The sequence below is a fragment of the Paramicrobacterium fandaimingii genome, assembly GCF_011751745.2.
Classification (GTDB): Bacteria; Actinomycetota; Actinomycetes; order Actinomycetales; family Microbacteriaceae; genus Paramicrobacterium; species Paramicrobacterium fandaimingii.
The window spans coordinates 1,680,446-1,695,396 of record NZ_CP061170.1 but is presented as its reverse complement, the minus strand read 5'-3'; the positions used below and the strand labels follow the sequence as shown (position 1 = coordinate 1,695,396).

Sequence of the window (14,951 nt, the reverse complement as noted above, 5' to 3'; positions counted from 1 at the left end):
AACTCATACATGAGACGAGCAAAGATCGTCGCAACCCTCGGGCCCGCGACATCCAGCTACGAAAAGATCCGCGCATTGATCGACGCGGGCGTCAACGTGGCTCGGATGAACCTGAGCCACGGAAGCTATGACGTCCACGAGGGCGTCTACGCGAATGTGCGCAAGGCGGCAGCCGACATGGGTAAGCCCATTGCCGTACTTGTCGACCTGCAGGGACCGAAGATCCGTCTCGGCACCTTCGCAAACGGGCCGCACGAACTCGCAGAAGGCGACATCTTCACAATCACCACAGAGGATGTTGTCGGTGACGCGACCATCTGCGGCACGACGTTCAAGGGCCTGCCCAACGATGTCTCCCCAGGCGACTTTCTGCTGATCGATGACGGCAAGGTGCGCGTGCAGGTTCTCGAGACCGACGGCGTTCGCGTCAAGACAAAGGTCATCGTTCCCGGTCCGGTGTCAAACAACAAGGGAATCAACCTTCCCGGCGTCGCTGTCAATGTCCCCGCGCTCTCGGAGAAAGACGAGGCAGATCTGCGTTGGGGGCTCAAGCTGGGCGCGGACTTCATCGCGCTCTCGTTCGTGCGCGACGCAGCAGACATCGATCGGGTGCACGAGATCATGAACGAAGAGGGCATCACCCTTCCCGTGATCGCGAAGATCGAGAAGCCTCAGGCCGTCGACGCCCTTGACGGAATCATCGACGCCTTCGACGGCATCATGGTCGCTCGTGGCGACCTCGGTGTCGAGCTCCCTCTCGAGGCCGTTCCTCTCGTGCAGAAGCGTGCGGTCGAGCAGTGCCGTCGCATGGCGAAGCCCGTTATCGTCGCGACGCAGATGCTCGAGTCCATGATCTCCAGTCCCGTGCCGACGCGCGCGGAGACCTCCGACGTCGCGAACGCGATTCTCGATGGCGCAGACGCCGTCATGCTGAGCGGTGAGACAAGCGTCGGCGAATACCCCGAGATCACCGTTCAGACGATGGCGCGGATCATCGCGACAACCGAAGAGCACGGTCTCGATCGCATTGCGCCGCTGGGAAGCAAACCGCGCACTCAGGGAGGCGCTCTGACGCTCGCGGCATCTGAGGTTGCCGATTTCGTGGAGGCACGCTTTCTCTGCGTCTTCACGGAGTCAGGCGATTCGGTGCGGCGCATGGCTCGACTCCGCACGAAGATTCCGGTGCTCGGGTTCACACCAAATGAGGCGATCCGTCGTCGCATGCAGCTCAACTGGGGCATCGAGTCGTTCCTCGTCGACACCGTCACGCACACGGATGAGATGTTCGGGCAGGTCGATGACATTCTGCTGGCGAAGGGCCTAGCCGCAGAAGGCGAGAAGGTCGTCGTGATCTCGGGATCACCTCCCGGAATCTCCGGTTCGACGAATGACGTTCGCGTGCACACCATGGGTGACGTGCACCAGGAGGTCGCGCCGGCGTACGCGCTGCGCAATAACCACAAGCAGTAAGTAGCTCACGACACAGCGAATGGATGCTGTCTGGCACAACGCCAGACAGCATCCATTCTGTTCTGCGGTACGCCACGCGCGAAACGCCCGGCCCCGCAGATCGACAGTCGCAACGCACAGGGCGCGACAAAGCCCGGCGGTTCGCCCGCCCAGAAATTGTCGCGACATCCACGAAAATCCGCGAGAAGACGCCGGAAATCCGAGAGAATTCACGACGTCTTCTGCTGTGCCGGTGGTGGGATTCGAACCCACACGCCCGTGAAGGCAAAGCATTTTGAGTGCTCCGCGTCTACCGTTCCGCCACACCGGCTGACACAACCTCGACAAGCGTATCGTAGGATTCTAGAGTGACTGAGCAAGAGACAACCGCAAACGCCCCCCGCCGCGTCGTCGTCGCCGAGGACGAATCGCTGATTCGCCTCGACATCGTCGAGATCCTCCGTGACAACGGATTCGAAGTGGTCGGAGAGGCTGGTGATGGTGAGACGGCCGTGGCTCTGGCAACTGAGTTGCGCCCCGACTTGGTGGTCATGGACGTCAAGATGCCGAAGCTCGATGGCATCTCCGCTGCTGAGCGCCTGAGCAAGGCTCAGATCGCGCCCGTCGTGCTGCTCACCGCGTTCAGCCAGAAGGACCTTGTCGAGAGGGCATCCGAAGCCGGAGCACTCGCCTACGTTGTCAAGCCGTTCACGCCGAACGACCTGCTTCCCGCGATCGAGATCGCCCTCAGCAGGCACCAGCAGATCATCACGCTCGAGGCTGAGGTCGCCGACATGGTCGAACGCTTTGAGACGCGCAAGCTCGTCGACCGCGCCAAGGGTCTGCTCAACGAGAAGATGGGTCTCAGCGAACCCGAGGCATTCCGTTGGATTCAGAAGGCATCGATGGATCGCCGGCTGACCATGCACGACGTCGCAGAAGCGATCATCGAACAGCTCAGCGCCAAAAAATAGCGTACTTCACACGATTCTGAAGCCCGCACAGGTATGCCCTGTGCGGGCTTCTTCACTGGTACGACACGCGCGATCCGTGCCATGCCGGGCTGCGTCTCAATCACGTAACGGCCGCGTGCCCCTTTGACACGCTGTGAAATCCAGCCGTATCGTACAGAACACTGACCCCAAACGAGGATATTCCCTCACGAAAGGTATCCGTGAACCACAAAAGAAGACTGCTTGCCAGCGGTGCGATGTTCGCTTCGCTCGCCCTGATGACGGGCCTGACGGCATGTTCGAGCGACAGCGGCGGGGGAGAATCCGATGCCGCTCTCGAAGAGTCATACGTCGTCGCGACGGACACATCGTTCGTGCCGTTCGAGTTCAAGCAAGACGGCGAGTACGTCGGCTTCGACATCGACCTCATCAACGCCGTTGCTGACGAGGCTGGCTTCAAGGTCGACCTGAAGACCACGAACTTCGATGGGATGATTCCCGGGCTCCAAACCGGAACCTTCGACATTGCGATCGCGGGCATGACCATCAAGCCCGAACGCGCGAAGAAGGTCGACTTCTCTGATCCCTATTACAAGTCGGGCCTTCGGATCGGCGTCCCCGTCGACAATGAAGACATCACCAGCGTCAAAGATCTCGAGGGCAAGAACATTGCGACGCGCCTCGGCTCCACAAGCGCTGATTACATCAACAACAACATTGAAGGCGCGACGGCCCAGACGTTCGAGCAGCTCGACCAGGCCTACCTGGCCGTGCAAAATGGCACCTCCGATGCCATTCTCTACGATGCTCCGAACGTCGCGTATTACATCCAGACAAAGGGCAAGGACAGCCTGAAGATGGTGGGTGAGCTCCTTGAGGCGCAGGACTACGGCATTGCTATCGCACAGGGCAACGAGAACCTCGTGAAAGCAATTGACAAGGCACTCGCAACGCTCAAGGAGAACGGCACATACGACGAGCTCTACGAGAAGTGGTTCGGCGAGGCTCCGCCAAGCGACGAATAGTCCACGACGGTAGATCAGAAAATCACACAATGCGCAGCGGGCACGTAGAGTATCTCCACGTGCCCGCTGCCTGTGAGAGGTAGAAATGATTCATACAATCTCATTCGATTGGCTCGGTGTCGTCGAATTCTTTCCCATTCTGCTCGTCGGCTTGTACTACACACTGCTCGTATCCGTTGTCGGGCTACTCATCGGGTTCGTGCTCGGCGCGATCTTCGGGCTTGGCAGAATCTCCCGAAATAAGATCATTTATGGGGCATCGACCGTGTACGTCGAGGTCTTTCGCGGGGTCCCGATTCTGATCCTGGCAATTTGGGTGTTTTACGCGCTGCCGCTGGTGCTCGGCTTCAATATCGCCCCCCTTGTCGCCGGAATTATCTCCATTGGTCTCAACTCGGGCGCATACATTGCCGAGGTCGTCCGCGGCGCCGTGCAATCTGTCGAGAAAGGGCAGATGGAGGCCGGACGTTCACTCGGAATGAGCCATCACTTCACGATGCAATACGTCATCTGGCCGCAGGCGTTTAAGCGCATGATTCCCCCTCTCGGCAACCAGTTCATCGTCAGCATCAAGGACACGTCCGTCCTCTCGGTGATCCTCGTTCCCGAATTGGTGTTCCAAGGGCGCACAATCGTGGCGAGCCACTTCAACGCACTCGAAATCTACACGGTGGTCGCGGTAATCTACCTTGTCGTCACCATCACCCTGTCCAAGGTGCTCAATATCACCGAGAAGAGGCTGACATACTCATGATCATCCACGTTGCAGACCTGCATAAGAAGTTCGGTGATAACGAGGTACTCAAGGGAATCAACTGCGACGTTGAGCCTCAAGAGGTCGTCTGTGTTATCGGTCCGAGCGGCTCGGGAAAGAGTACGTTTCTGCGCTGCCTGAACATGCTCGAAGACATCACGAGCGGCGAAGTTGTCATCGATGGCCAAAGCCTCACGGACAAGAACGCGGACATCAACGCTGTGCGCACCGAGATCGGCATGGTGTTTCAGCAGTTCAACCTCTTCCCGCACAAGTCCGTTCTCGAGAACATCATGCTTGCACCCCAGAAGGTGCGCAAGCTCTCGACGGCAGACGCTCGTGAGCGCGGCCTCAAACTGCTCGACAAGGTCGGTCTTGGCGACAAGGCTGACGCCTACCCGGCGCAGCTCTCCGGCGGGCAGCAGCAGCGCGTCGCCATTGCGCGGGCTTTGGCGATGGAACCGAAGATGATGCTCTTCGACGAGCCGACGAGTGCCCTCGACCCGGAGCTTGTCGGTGACGTGCTCGCCGTCATGAAGCAGCTCGCGCTCGAGGGAATGACGATGGTCGTCGTCACCCACGAGATGGGCTTTGCTCGCGAGATGGGCGACCGCGTGATCTTCATGGATGACGGATACGTCGTCGAAGAGGGCAAACCAGATCAGATCTTCGATGCTCCCGCTCACGAGCGCACGAAGGCATTCCTCGACAAAGTTCTCTGACGAAAATCGTCGCGTGAAAGGCTCGCCCGATCATCGGGTGAGCCTTTCGGCGTTAAGACGTCGGGCGGTCTTTGATCATGTTCGTGATGCGCAGCGTCGAGCAGCGTCGGCCCTGATCGTCTGAAATCGCGATTTCGTGTACGGTGACACTCCGCCCCAGGTGAATGGGCGTGCAGACGCCGGTGACCGTGCCGCTTGTCGCTGAGCGCGTGTGCGTCGCGTTGATATCGATGCCGACAGCGAGCCTGCCCTCGCCTGCATGGAGATTCGCCGACATCGACCCGAGAGATTCGCCCAGCACGACATACGCTCCGCCATGCAGCAGCATTGCGGGCTGCGTATTCCCCGCGACAGGCATCGTCGCAACCGCGCGCTCGAGCCCGAATTCAGTGAACTCGATGCCCATCTTGTCGGCGAGAGCGCCCAATCCGCGCTGGCGCACAAACTCAAGGGGGTCGGATGCTGACTGGCTCATGTATACCTTCGAACTCGCATTCCCCAGCCGATGTCGTCTCCGACTTGTAGGCTGGGACCTGTGTCGGACAACGAAAAGCCTACCCTGCTCGTGATCGATGGCCATTCGCTGGCCTTCCGTGCGTTTTACGCACTGCCGGTCGATAGTTTTCAGAACAGTGAAGGGCAGCACACGAACGCCATTCATGGCTTCATCGCTATGCTGCTCAATCTTTTGAAGAACGAAAAGCCGACGCACATCGCCGTGGCGTTCGACATCTCTCGCTACTCATTCCGCACGCGTGAGTACCCCGAATACAAGGGCACTCGCGGAGAGACGCCTCCGGAGTTCATTGGTCAGATTCCGCTTCTGCAAGAGGCGCTCAAGGCGATGAACATCACAACGATCTCCATCGAAGACTTCGAGGCAGACGACATTCTTGCGACGCTCTCGGTTCGCGGCACTGATGAGGGTTATAGCGTGTTCGTCGTCTCGGGCGATCGCGACACGATTCAGCTTGTGAACGAGAACGTCACGCTTCTCTACCCGTCGAGGCAGGGCGTCACCGATCTCACCCGCTACGACCCGGCCAAGGTCAAAGAGCGCTACGACATCGAGCCCCACCAGTACCCCGAGATCGCCGCCCTCGTCGGTGAGACGAGCGACAACCTCCCCGGCGTGCCCAAGGTCGGCGAGAAGACCGCAGTGAAGTGGCTGCACCGGTTCGGCAGTCTCGATGAGATCATCGCGCATGCAGACGAGATCACCGGCAAGGTTGGCGAAAGCTTTCGGGAGCACAAAGAGAATGCCGTTCGCAATCGCTGTCTGAACCGTTTGGTCACCGATGTTGAGCTCCCGTGCGAGATCGCCTCACTCGAGAAGGAGCCAATCGACCAGGCAGCCGTGCGCGAGATCTTCGCGAAGCTCGAGTTTCGCTCTCTCCTCGATCGTGTGATGAAACTCGAAGGGGTCGAGAACTCTGAGCCGGTTGCGCCCATCGTCACGGCGCCTGATGCACAGAACCTTCTCGACGAAGAACTGGGAGCGTGGCTGACGCGTCAGTCGCAAGCGAGCACGAACGGGCTCGCCGTCTCTGTTGAGGTCATCGACGATCGACCTGCCTCCATCGGGGTGTCAGGGGAAACGGAATCTGTCGCCCTCGCCTGGCAGCCGGATCGAGCCGATTACGCACCGTTCGAGGCGTGGCTCGCCGACGCGAGCATCCCCAAGGTGATGCACGGCGCAAAGGCACAGCTCAAAGCGCTCACTCGAGCGGGACTCACCGTGAGGGGACTATCCTTCGACACCTTCATTGCCGGGTGGCTTCTCCGCCCGAGCGGGCAAGAGAAGACCCTCTCCGACCTGGTCTTCCGCTATCTCGACGAGAAGCTTCCCGAAGCCGATCCCAATCAGCTCGTCCCCGAGGTCGAGCCGTCGACAGCTGCGGCACTCGCGTGGTTTACGCACCGCCTCGTCGAACCGCTGCTCACGCGCCTCGATGACGGTTCTGCGCGTGTGCTCCGTGATATCGAGATGCCGATCGTGAATGTGCTGGCCGCAATCGAAGCCAGGGGAGTGGCCATGGATGCTCCCGCCCTCGACACGCTCTCCGAGTCGCTGGGTGTTACGGCACGTGAGCTCGCGGAGAAGGCCTTTGCCGAGATTGGGCGTGAGATCAATCTCGGTTCGCCGAAGCAGATTCAAGACGTGCTCTTTGACCAGCTTGAGATGCCGACGACCCGTGCAACCAAGACGGGGTACTCAACGGATGCCGCGTCGCTTGCCGACCTTCAGGCATCGCACCCGCATCCATTCCTCGGCCTTCTGCTTGAGCATCGCGATGCAACGAAGCTGCGGCAGATCGTTGACACCCTCGTCAAAGCAATCGGCGACGACGGCCGCATTCACACGTCGTACGTGCAGACCGGAACCTCAACCGGGCGAATCTCGTCAACAGATCCCAACCTTCAGAACATTCCCGTCCGTACCGAGGCCGGGCGCCGCATTCGCGAGGCCTTCCGCGTCGGTGCACCATATGACAGCCTCCTCACGGCGGACTACTCGCAGATTGAAATGCGCATCATGGCGCACCTGTCAGAAGATCCAGGGCTGATTGAGGCGTTCCGCACCGGAGAAGATCTCCACAGGTTCGTCGGCGCTCGCATCTTCGGTGTCGAGCCGGCAGATGTCACCTCGGAGATGCGCTCGAAGGTGAAGGCGATGTCGTATGGCCTTGCCTACGGGCTCAGCGCTTTCGGTCTGTCTCGCCAGCTGCGCATCGACAACAAAGAGGCGAAACAGCTCATGGCCGACTATTTCGAGCGATTCGGAGCAGTGCGCGATTACCTGCGCAACGTCGTCGAGCAGGCGAAGATCGATGGCTACACCACGACGATCTTCGGCCGCCGCCGACCGTTCCCCGACCTGAAGAGCCCCAATCGCACCCTGCGTCAGAATGCTGAACGCGCGGCGCTCAACGCGCCGATACAGGGCTCTGCTGCAGACATCATCAAGATCGCGATGAACGAGATTGAGAACGACATTCGCGAGGCACAGCTCACGAGTCGCATGCTCATGCAGGTGCACGATGAGCTGGTATTCGAGGTCAGCGACGGAGAACACCAAGAACTTGAGCGCATTGTGCGAACGCGCATGGGCGATGCTGCACAGCTCAGCGTCCCTCTCGACGTTCAGGTGGGCTACGGCCCAAACTGGGATGCTGCCGCTCACTGATTGCACCGCGTCAGCCGTCCCCCATACCCTCGAGATATGACTGCACAACAGAAGAGAAGCGCGACGGCAATCGACGCGGTCGCTGAAGGCTGGGTCGACACACTCGTCGACCTTGAGCCGACTGCAGGAACGTACATCGGTCGCAACGAAGCGAACGACCGTTTCTCCGACTATTCGCCCGAGGGAATCCAGAAACTGCGCGAGTCGCTCGCACGTACCAAATCTGCTCTCGATGCGCAGACCGCTGTCGACGACGTCGACAGCGTGACGAAAGAAGATCTGGGCCGCGAACTCGACCTGTCAATCGAGACGCTCGATGCCGGTCTGCCCCTTCGCAACCTCAATGTCATCGAATCGCCGTCACAGGAGATTCGAGAAGCCTTCGATCTCATGCCGACCGACACTGTCGATGATTGGTCAACGATCTCGGCACGTCTCTCCCGCGTTCCCGAGGCCATCTCCGGTTACCTCGAGACCCTCCAGAGCGGAATCGAGCAGGGCATCACGCCAGCACGACGCCAGGTGTTCGAAGTCGCAGCGCAGGCACGCAAAGTTGCAGCATCCGATGGTTTCTTCTCGACATTCGCCGCGTCTGCCTCACCGGCAGATGGCTCGCTTCCGTCCTCGCTCGCAGCCGACCTCACAGAGAGAGCAACACGCGCGGCCGAAGCATACGGCCGGCTCGCGAGTTTTTTGACAGATGAGCTCGCCGGCGCGGCAACCGAACGCGACGCCATCGGCCGCGAGCTGTACGCGCTGCGATCACGTCAGTTTCTCGGAGCGACGATCGACCTCGACGAAACATACGAATGGGGAATCGAGGAGCTGGCGCGCATGGTCGACGAGCAGGAGTCGATCGCAAGGCAGATCAAGCCTGGGGCAAGCGTGCTCGAGGCAATTGAGCACCTCGAGCACGATGAGAGTCGCAAGCTTCAGGGGACCGACGCTCTGCAGAGGTGGATGCAGGCGACGAGCGATCGTGCCGTCGCCGATCTGGGGAAGGACCACTTCGACATCCCAGACGAGATCAGGACGATCGAGTGCATGATCGCGCCGACGCAGGAAGGCGGCATCTACTACACCGGTCCAACCGACGACTTCTCGCGCCCTGGCCGCATGTGGTGGTCTGTTCCCGAGGGCGTCACGGAATTCGATACCTGGCGCGAGCTGACGACCGTGTACCACGAAGGCGTGCCAGGGCATCATCTTCAAATCGGGCAATCCGTCTATAATCGCGACTCGCTGAACTCGTGGCGCCGACTTCTCGCGGGAACCTCGGACCATGCGGAAGGCTGGGCGCTGTATGCGGAGCGGCTCATGGAGCAGCTTGGGTACCTCGATGATCCAGCCGACAGGCTCGGGATGCTTGATGGACAGCGCATGCGGGCGGCCCGAGTTGTTCTCGACATCGGCGTGCATCTCGAAAAGCAGCGTCCCGATGGTGCCGGTCCGTGGACGGCCTACTACGCCTTCGACTTTTTGGGACGCAACGTGAACATGAACGAGGGTTTCGTCCGTTTTGAAGTCAATCGGTACCTCGGGTGGCCAGGTCAAGCTCCGTCGTACAAGGTCGGGCAGCGCATTTGGGAGCAGATGCGTGACGACGCTCGCGCGGCGGAGGGGGAGTCATTCGACATCAAGGACTTCCATCGTCGCGCCCTCGCCCTCGGCGGCGTCGGGCTCGACACCCTCAAAAACGCGCTTACCGTCTGATGCTGGAGATTCCAGCGCAGAATTCGCTTCACGCCGTTTGATTCGCGCGCCGAATCCCCGCTATGATGGAGTGTCACTTCTGTGACGTCCTATCCGCCTGCCCATCGCGTCAACGAACCACTCGCGAATCGGGCCTGACAACATGTCCACCCTGGAGCATTTACTTATATGACAACCGCAACGACCGCCAAGCAGGTCGCTATCAACGACATCGGATCTGCTGAAGACTTCCTGGCAGCGGTCGAGAAGACACTGAAGTTCTTCAACGACGGAGACCTCATCGAGGGCACAGTCGTGAAGATCGACCGCGACGAGGTTCTCCTCGACGTCGGATACAAGACAGAGGGCGTCATTCCCTCTCGCGAACTTTCCATCAAGCACGATGTCGACCCCACCGAGGTCGTCGAGGTCGGCGACAGCGTTGAAGCGCTCGTTCTCCAGAAGGAGGACAAAGAGGGCCGCCTCATCCTGTCGAAGAAGCGCGCACAGTACGAGCGCGCCTGGGGCGATGTCGAGAAGATCAAGGAATCCGACGGCGTCGTGACCGGTCAGGTCATCGAGGTTGTCAAGGGCGGACTGATCGTCGACATCGGCCTCCGTGGCTTCCTCCCGGCCTCGCTCATCGAGCTTCGCCGTGTTCGCGACCTGACCCCGTACCTCGGGCAGGAGCTTGAGGCCAAGATCCTCGAGCTCGATAAGAACCGCAACAACGTCGTGCTGTCACGCCGCGCGCTGCTCGAGCAGACGCAGTCCGAGAGCCGCACGTCGTTCCTGAACAACCTCCACAAGGGCCAGGTTCGCAAGGGCATCGTCTCGTCGATCGTCAACTTCGGTGCGTTCGTCGACCTCGGTGGCGTTGACGGCCTCGTTCACGTTTCCGAACTCAGCTGGAAGCACATCGAGCACGCCTCAGAGGTTGTCGAGGTTGGCCAGGAGGTCACCGTTGAGATCCTCGAGGTCGATCTTGACCGCGAGCGCGTCTCGCTGTCGCTCAAGGCGACGCAGGAAGACCCGTGGCAGGTGTTCGCACGCACGCACGCGATCGGTCAGATCACGCCGGGCAAGGTCACCAAGCTCGTTCCCTTCGGCGCATTCGTTCGCGTTGCCGATGGCATCGAGGGTCTCGTTCACATCTCCGAGCTCAGCTCGAAGCACGTGGAACTCGCCGACCAGGTGGTTTCGGTCAACCAGGAAGTCTTCGTCAAGATCATCGACATCGATCTTGAGCGTCGCCGCATCTCGCTGAGCCTCAAGCAGGCAAACGAGGGCGTCGACCCCGAGGGCACCGAGTTCGACCCGGCCCTCTACGGCATGGCAACGGAGTACGACGACGAGGGGAACTACAAGTACCCCGAGGGCTTCGACCCCGAGACCAACGAGTGGCGCGAAGGCTTCGAGACTCAGCGCGAGAAGTGGGAGCAGGATTACGCTGCTGCCCAGGGACGCTGGGAAGCTCACAAGAAGCAGGTCGCGGCCTCGCTTCTCGAGGACGCAGAGGTCGAGGCGCCTGAAGCCGCAGCGAATTACGCAGCCGACGCGAACTCAGCGGGCACCCTCGCAGACGACGCATCACTCGCCGCGCTTCGCGAGAAGCTCTCGAACACCAACTGATCGTTCGACATCATCGAAGGCCGGCCCAGAACACACTGGGCCGGCCTTCGGCGTTGTCGCTGGGCACCGTACGATCGCATGCCTGCTAGTGTTTTCCCATAGTGACCATGCCGAGATGTTCTCGGCCACAGACAAGTTCAAGGTGAGTAGTGATAGTTGACCCGTTGACGGAATTCCTGTCGATCGAGTACGCGGATGCCTCGCTCTTGCGCAACAGTCCTCAGCAGAGCCGCAGCAAGCAGAGTCTCGAAAAGATTCTGAGGGCGTGCGGTGAGATCATTGACGAGTCCGGTCACGCTGGAGTGACGACGGCCGAAGTTGCCAAGCGCGCCGACATGGCGATCGGCACCGTCTATCGCTTCTTCCCTGACCGTGTTGCCCTCCTGCTCGGCGTGTACGACTTCATGATCTCTCGCTACATCGAGATTGCGCTTGACACTTTTGCCGAGGAGCCCGCCACCACATGGCAAGCGGCGTTCACAACACTTGTCGAGAGCACGTGCACGGCGCGCCGCACGATCCCCGGCTACAAGGCAACGCACTACCGCATCCTTCCCGACGGCCCGAATGAGAGCAAGTATCAGGAGCGCACCGGTGCTTACATCGACGCCGTTGTTGCCCTGCTCAGCCAGTTTGATGGCGTGCCGACGGGTGCAGACTGGCGAGAGAAGGTCGCCATTTCGATTGAGCTTTCACGGACGATGCAGCGCATCGCGTTCGATGCGAATCCCGACGGTGACCCGACACTCATCGCGGAGGCAGCGTCAGTTCCACTCGCGTATCTCTCAACGTACATCGACAGCGTCAACTGACCGCTGATGCTGATCGGCCTCACGGGCGGAATCGCCTCCGGCAAGTCGACGGTGGCCCGAATGCTTCACGCTCAGGGGGCCGTCGTTGTCGACGCGGACCTTCTGGCGCGAGAGGTCGTCGATCCCGGCACGCCGGCCCTTCGCAGCATCCGGGAGCAGTTTGGCGACGCCGTGATTCACGCCGACGGTTCGCTCGATCGAGCACAGCTCGGAACCATCGTGTTCGGGGATGAGGGAGCACGGATGCAACTCAATGCCATCGTCCACCCGGCCGTGCGAGAACTGGCGACGAAGCGCTTCGCCGAGGCGGCCGCCGCCGACCCCGAGGCCATCATCGTCTACGACGTTCCGCTGCTCGCGGAATCTGAGACTCCAGCGCAGTTTGACGTGATCGTGCTGGCTGACGCGCCGGCAGACACGCGACAGACGCGCCTCGTGGAACTCCGCGGGCTCAGCCCAGAGGAGGCAGCGCGGCGTGTGAATGCGCAGGCGTCAGATGACGCACGCCGTGCGATCGCCGATGTCATCATCGACACAGCGGGTTCGCTCGACCACACTGCCTCGGAGGTAGAACGACTCTGGACGCGCCTCACCGCCAGCGACAACGCGTGAGTCAGCCGAACGTCAGTGGGGCAACCTAGACTCGAAACATGGAACCGACACGCTCCGTTCATCCGTTCAAGGTGGTCAGCGAATATGAGCCGAGCGGCGACCAGCCGAAGGCGATCGCCGAGCTCGCAAGTCGCATCAATGCGGGGGAGACCGACGTTGTGCTGCTCGGCGCGACGGGTACCGGCAAATCAGCGACCACGGCGTGGCTGGTCGAACAAGTTCAGCGCCCGACGCTGATCCTCGCTCACAATAAGACTCTTGCCGCGCAGCTCGCCAACGAGTTCCGTGAGCTCATGCCGGAGAATGCTGTCGAATACTTCGTTTCCTACTACGACTATTACCAGCCTGAAGCGTATGTGCCTCAGACAGATACGTTTATCGAGAAGGATTCGTCCGTCAACGCCGAAGTCGAGCGACTGCGCCACTCGACAACCAACTCACTGCTCAGCAGGCGCGATGTCGTCGTCGTCTCGACGGTCTCGTGCATCTATGGTCTCGGTGCAGCTGAAGAGTACCTCGAAGCCATGGTGGCGCTGCAGGTCGGCCAGCGCATCTCGCGCGACGAACTTGTTCGACGCTTCATCGGCATGCAGTACAACCGCAACGACGTGGACTTCTCGCGCGGCAACTTTCGCGTTCGCGGCGACACGATCGAGATTATTCCGGTGTACGAAGAACTTGCCATACGCATCGAGATGTTCGGCGACGAGATCGAGTCACTGTACGCGTTGCATCCGCTCACGGGCGACATCGTCAAGACTCTCGACGCCGTGTCGCTGTTTCCGGCAACGCATTACGCCGCGAGCCCCGAGACGATACATCGCGCCATCGGCACGATTCGAGACGAGCTTGACGTGCGCCTCGCCGAACTCGAGAAGCAGGGAAAGCTCCTCGAGGCGCAGCGGCTGCGCATGCGCACGACGTTCGACCTCGAGATGATGGAGCAGATCGGATTTTGCTCTGGAATCGAGAACTACTCGCGCCACATCGACGGCCGCCAACCAGGCGAGGCACCAAACTGCCTTCTCGATTACTTCCCCGACGACTTTCTCGTCGTGATCGACGAATCGCACGTCACCGTTCCGCAGATCGGTGCGATGTACGAGGGAGACGCCTCACGCAAGCGAACCCTCGTCGAGCACGGCTTCCGGCTTCCCAGCGCTCTAGACAACAGGCCACTCACGTGGAACGAGTTCTCGGCGCGGGTCGGCCAGACCGTCTATCTCTCCGCGACTCCCGGCCGGTACGAACTCGGAATTGCCGATGGCGTCGTTGAGCAGATCATTCGCCCGACGGGTCTCATCGACCCGGAGATCGTCGTCAAGCCATCGGACGGACAGATCGATGATCTCCTCGAGGAGATCAGGGCACGCTCAGAACGCAATGAGCGGGTGCTCGTCACAACGCTGACGAAGAAGATGGCCGAAGAGCTCACCGACTTCCTCACGGACGCAGGCGTGCGTGTGCGCTACTTGCACTCTGACGTCGACACTCTGCGCCGTGTGGAGCTCCTGACAGAGCTGAGAGCCGGAACCTACGACGTTCTCGTGGGCATCAACTTGCTTCGTGAGGGCCTCGACCTCCCCGAAGTCTCGCTCGTCGCCATCCTGGATGCCGACAAGGAGGGTTTCCTCCGATCCTCGACGTCGCTCATTCAGACCATTGGCCGTGCGGCACGTAACGTCTCGGGCGAGGTTCACATGTACGCAGACAACATGACCGACTCGATGCGATTCGCCATCGATGAGACGAACCGTCGACGCGAGAAGCAAGTGGCGTACAACACGGAGAACGGCATCGATCCGACGCCCCTGCGCAAACGCATCGCCGACATCACAGACATTCTCACACGAGAGGGCGCCGACACCGAGAAGATGCTGGCTCAACGCGGGGTTGAGCGAACATCATCGCCGACGCCGCAGCTGCGTCACCACGAAGGGCTCGCCTCCGAGGGCGCGAACGATCTCGAGGCGATCATCGCCGATTTGAATGCGCAGATGCTTGCGGCGGCGCGCGAGCTGAAGTTCGAGCTTGCTGGTCGCCTGCGCGATGAAGTCGCCGATCTCAAGAAGGAGCTGCGGAACATGGAAAGGGCAGGACACATCTGAGCCTG

At 60.6% G+C, this 14,951-nt stretch carries 12 protein-coding genes and 1 tRNA gene; 11 read left to right on the top strand and 2 right to left on the bottom strand.

Annotation, left to right across the window (positions count from 1 at the left end):
* Window positions 1-9: 9 nt before the first annotated feature.
* On the top strand, window positions 10-1,470 hold the full coding sequence (gene pyk, locus HCR84_RS08235) for a pyruvate kinase (protein WP_166983598.1): 1,461 nt from the start codon (window positions 10-12) through the stop codon (window positions 1,468-1,470).
* A gap of 227 nt (window positions 1,471-1,697) precedes the next feature.
* Here the strand turns inward: pyk and HCR84_RS08230 are convergent.
* Window positions 1,698-1,780 (bottom strand) — tRNA-Leu (locus HCR84_RS08230).
* Window positions 1,781-1,817: 37 nt separating this feature from the next.
* Here HCR84_RS08230 and HCR84_RS08225 point away from each other — a divergent pair.
* The 4 genes from HCR84_RS08225 to HCR84_RS08210 all read left to right on the top strand — a co-directional run bounded on the left by HCR84_RS08225 (window position 1,818) and on the right by HCR84_RS08210 (window position 4,903).
* Complete coding sequence (locus HCR84_RS08225; RefSeq protein ID WP_166983597.1) at window positions 1,818-2,423, top strand: ANTAR domain-containing response regulator; 606 nt, start codon at window positions 1,818-1,820, stop codon at window positions 2,421-2,423.
* 200 nt (window positions 2,424-2,623) lie between these two features.
* Window positions 2,624-3,427 carry a transporter substrate-binding domain-containing protein gene (locus HCR84_RS08220; protein ID WP_208322134.1) on the top strand — a complete coding sequence of 268 codons (804 nt, stop codon included), beginning with the start codon at window positions 2,624-2,626 and terminating at the stop codon, window positions 3,425-3,427.
* Window positions 3,428-3,512: 85 nt separating this feature from the next.
* Window positions 3,513-4,181 carry an amino acid ABC transporter permease gene (locus tag HCR84_RS08215; RefSeq protein ID WP_166983596.1) on the top strand — a complete coding sequence of 223 codons (669 nt, stop codon included), beginning with the start codon at window positions 3,513-3,515 and terminating at the stop codon, window positions 4,179-4,181.
* Window positions 4,178-4,903 (top strand): amino acid ABC transporter ATP-binding protein, encoded by a 726-nt coding sequence (locus HCR84_RS08210; protein ID WP_276511814.1) that lies wholly within the window; start codon window positions 4,178-4,180, stop codon window positions 4,901-4,903. The genes HCR84_RS08215 and HCR84_RS08210 overlap by 4 nt, the downstream gene beginning before the upstream one ends.
* Before the next feature lie 52 nt (window positions 4,904-4,955).
* Here the strand turns inward: HCR84_RS08210 and HCR84_RS08205 are convergent, their stop codons facing one another.
* Entirely contained in the window at window positions 4,956-5,378 is a 423-nt protein-coding gene (locus HCR84_RS08205) for a hotdog fold thioesterase (protein ID WP_166983595.1), read from the bottom strand.
* A 60-nt stretch (window positions 5,379-5,438) separates the two neighbouring features.
* On the opposite strand from HCR84_RS08205, the gene polA reads away from it, so the two are divergent.
* The 6 genes from polA (at window position 5,439) to uvrB (ending at window position 14,946) form a co-directional block, all read left to right on the top strand.
* Window positions 5,439-8,090, top strand: a complete 2,652-nt coding sequence (polA, locus tag HCR84_RS08200) for a DNA polymerase I (protein ID WP_166983594.1) — start codon at window positions 5,439-5,441, stop codon at window positions 8,088-8,090.
* Window positions 8,091-8,126: 36 nt separating this feature from the next.
* On the top strand, window positions 8,127-9,803 hold the full coding sequence (locus HCR84_RS08195; protein WP_166983593.1) for a DUF885 domain-containing protein: 1,677 nt from the start codon (window positions 8,127-8,129) through the stop codon (window positions 9,801-9,803).
* A gap of 168 nt (window positions 9,804-9,971) precedes the next feature.
* Window positions 9,972-11,414: a 30S ribosomal protein S1 gene (gene rpsA / locus HCR84_RS08190; protein WP_166983592.1), complete on the top strand. Its 1,443-nt coding sequence runs from the start codon at window positions 9,972-9,974 to the stop codon at window positions 11,412-11,414.
* A gap of 164 nt (window positions 11,415-11,578) precedes the next feature.
* Entirely contained in the window at window positions 11,579-12,226 is a 648-nt protein-coding gene (locus HCR84_RS08185; RefSeq protein WP_166983591.1) for a TetR/AcrR family transcriptional regulator, read from the top strand.
* Between the two features lie 3 nt (window positions 12,227-12,229).
* Window positions 12,230-12,838 carry a dephospho-CoA kinase gene (gene coaE / locus HCR84_RS08180; RefSeq protein ID WP_166983871.1) on the top strand — a complete coding sequence of 203 codons (609 nt, stop codon included), beginning with the start codon at window positions 12,230-12,232 and terminating at the stop codon, window positions 12,836-12,838.
* Between the two features lie 38 nt (window positions 12,839-12,876).
* Window positions 12,877-14,946, top strand: a complete 2,070-nt coding sequence (uvrB, locus tag HCR84_RS08175; RefSeq protein ID WP_166983590.1) for an excinuclease ABC subunit UvrB — start codon at window positions 12,877-12,879, stop codon at window positions 14,944-14,946.
* Window positions 14,947-14,951: the final 5 nt, after the last annotated feature.

Excerpts from the sequence above, each read along its gene's own strand:
- pyk (WP_166983598.1), top strand. The coding sequence starts at position 10 with ATGAGACGAGCAAAGATCGTCGCAACCCTCGGGCCCGCGACATCCAGC.
- HCR84_RS08215 (WP_166983596.1), top strand. The coding sequence starts at position 3,513 with ATGATTCATACAATCTCATTCGATTGGCTCGGTGTCGTCGAATTCTTT.
- HCR84_RS08210 (WP_276511814.1), top strand. The coding sequence starts at position 4,178 with ATGATCATCCACGTTGCAGACCTGCATAAGAAGTTCGGTGATAACGAG.
- HCR84_RS08205 (WP_166983595.1), bottom strand. The coding sequence starts at position 5,378 with ATGAGCCAGTCAGCATCCGACCCCCTTGAGTTTGTGCGCCAGCGCGGA.
- HCR84_RS08195 (WP_166983593.1), top strand. The coding sequence starts at position 8,127 with ATGACTGCACAACAGAAGAGAAGCGCGACGGCAATCGACGCGGTCGCT.
- rpsA (WP_166983592.1), top strand. The coding sequence starts at position 9,972 with ATGACAACCGCAACGACCGCCAAGCAGGTCGCTATCAACGACATCGGA.
- uvrB (WP_166983590.1), top strand. The coding sequence starts at position 12,877 with ATGGAACCGACACGCTCCGTTCATCCGTTCAAGGTGGTCAGCGAATAT.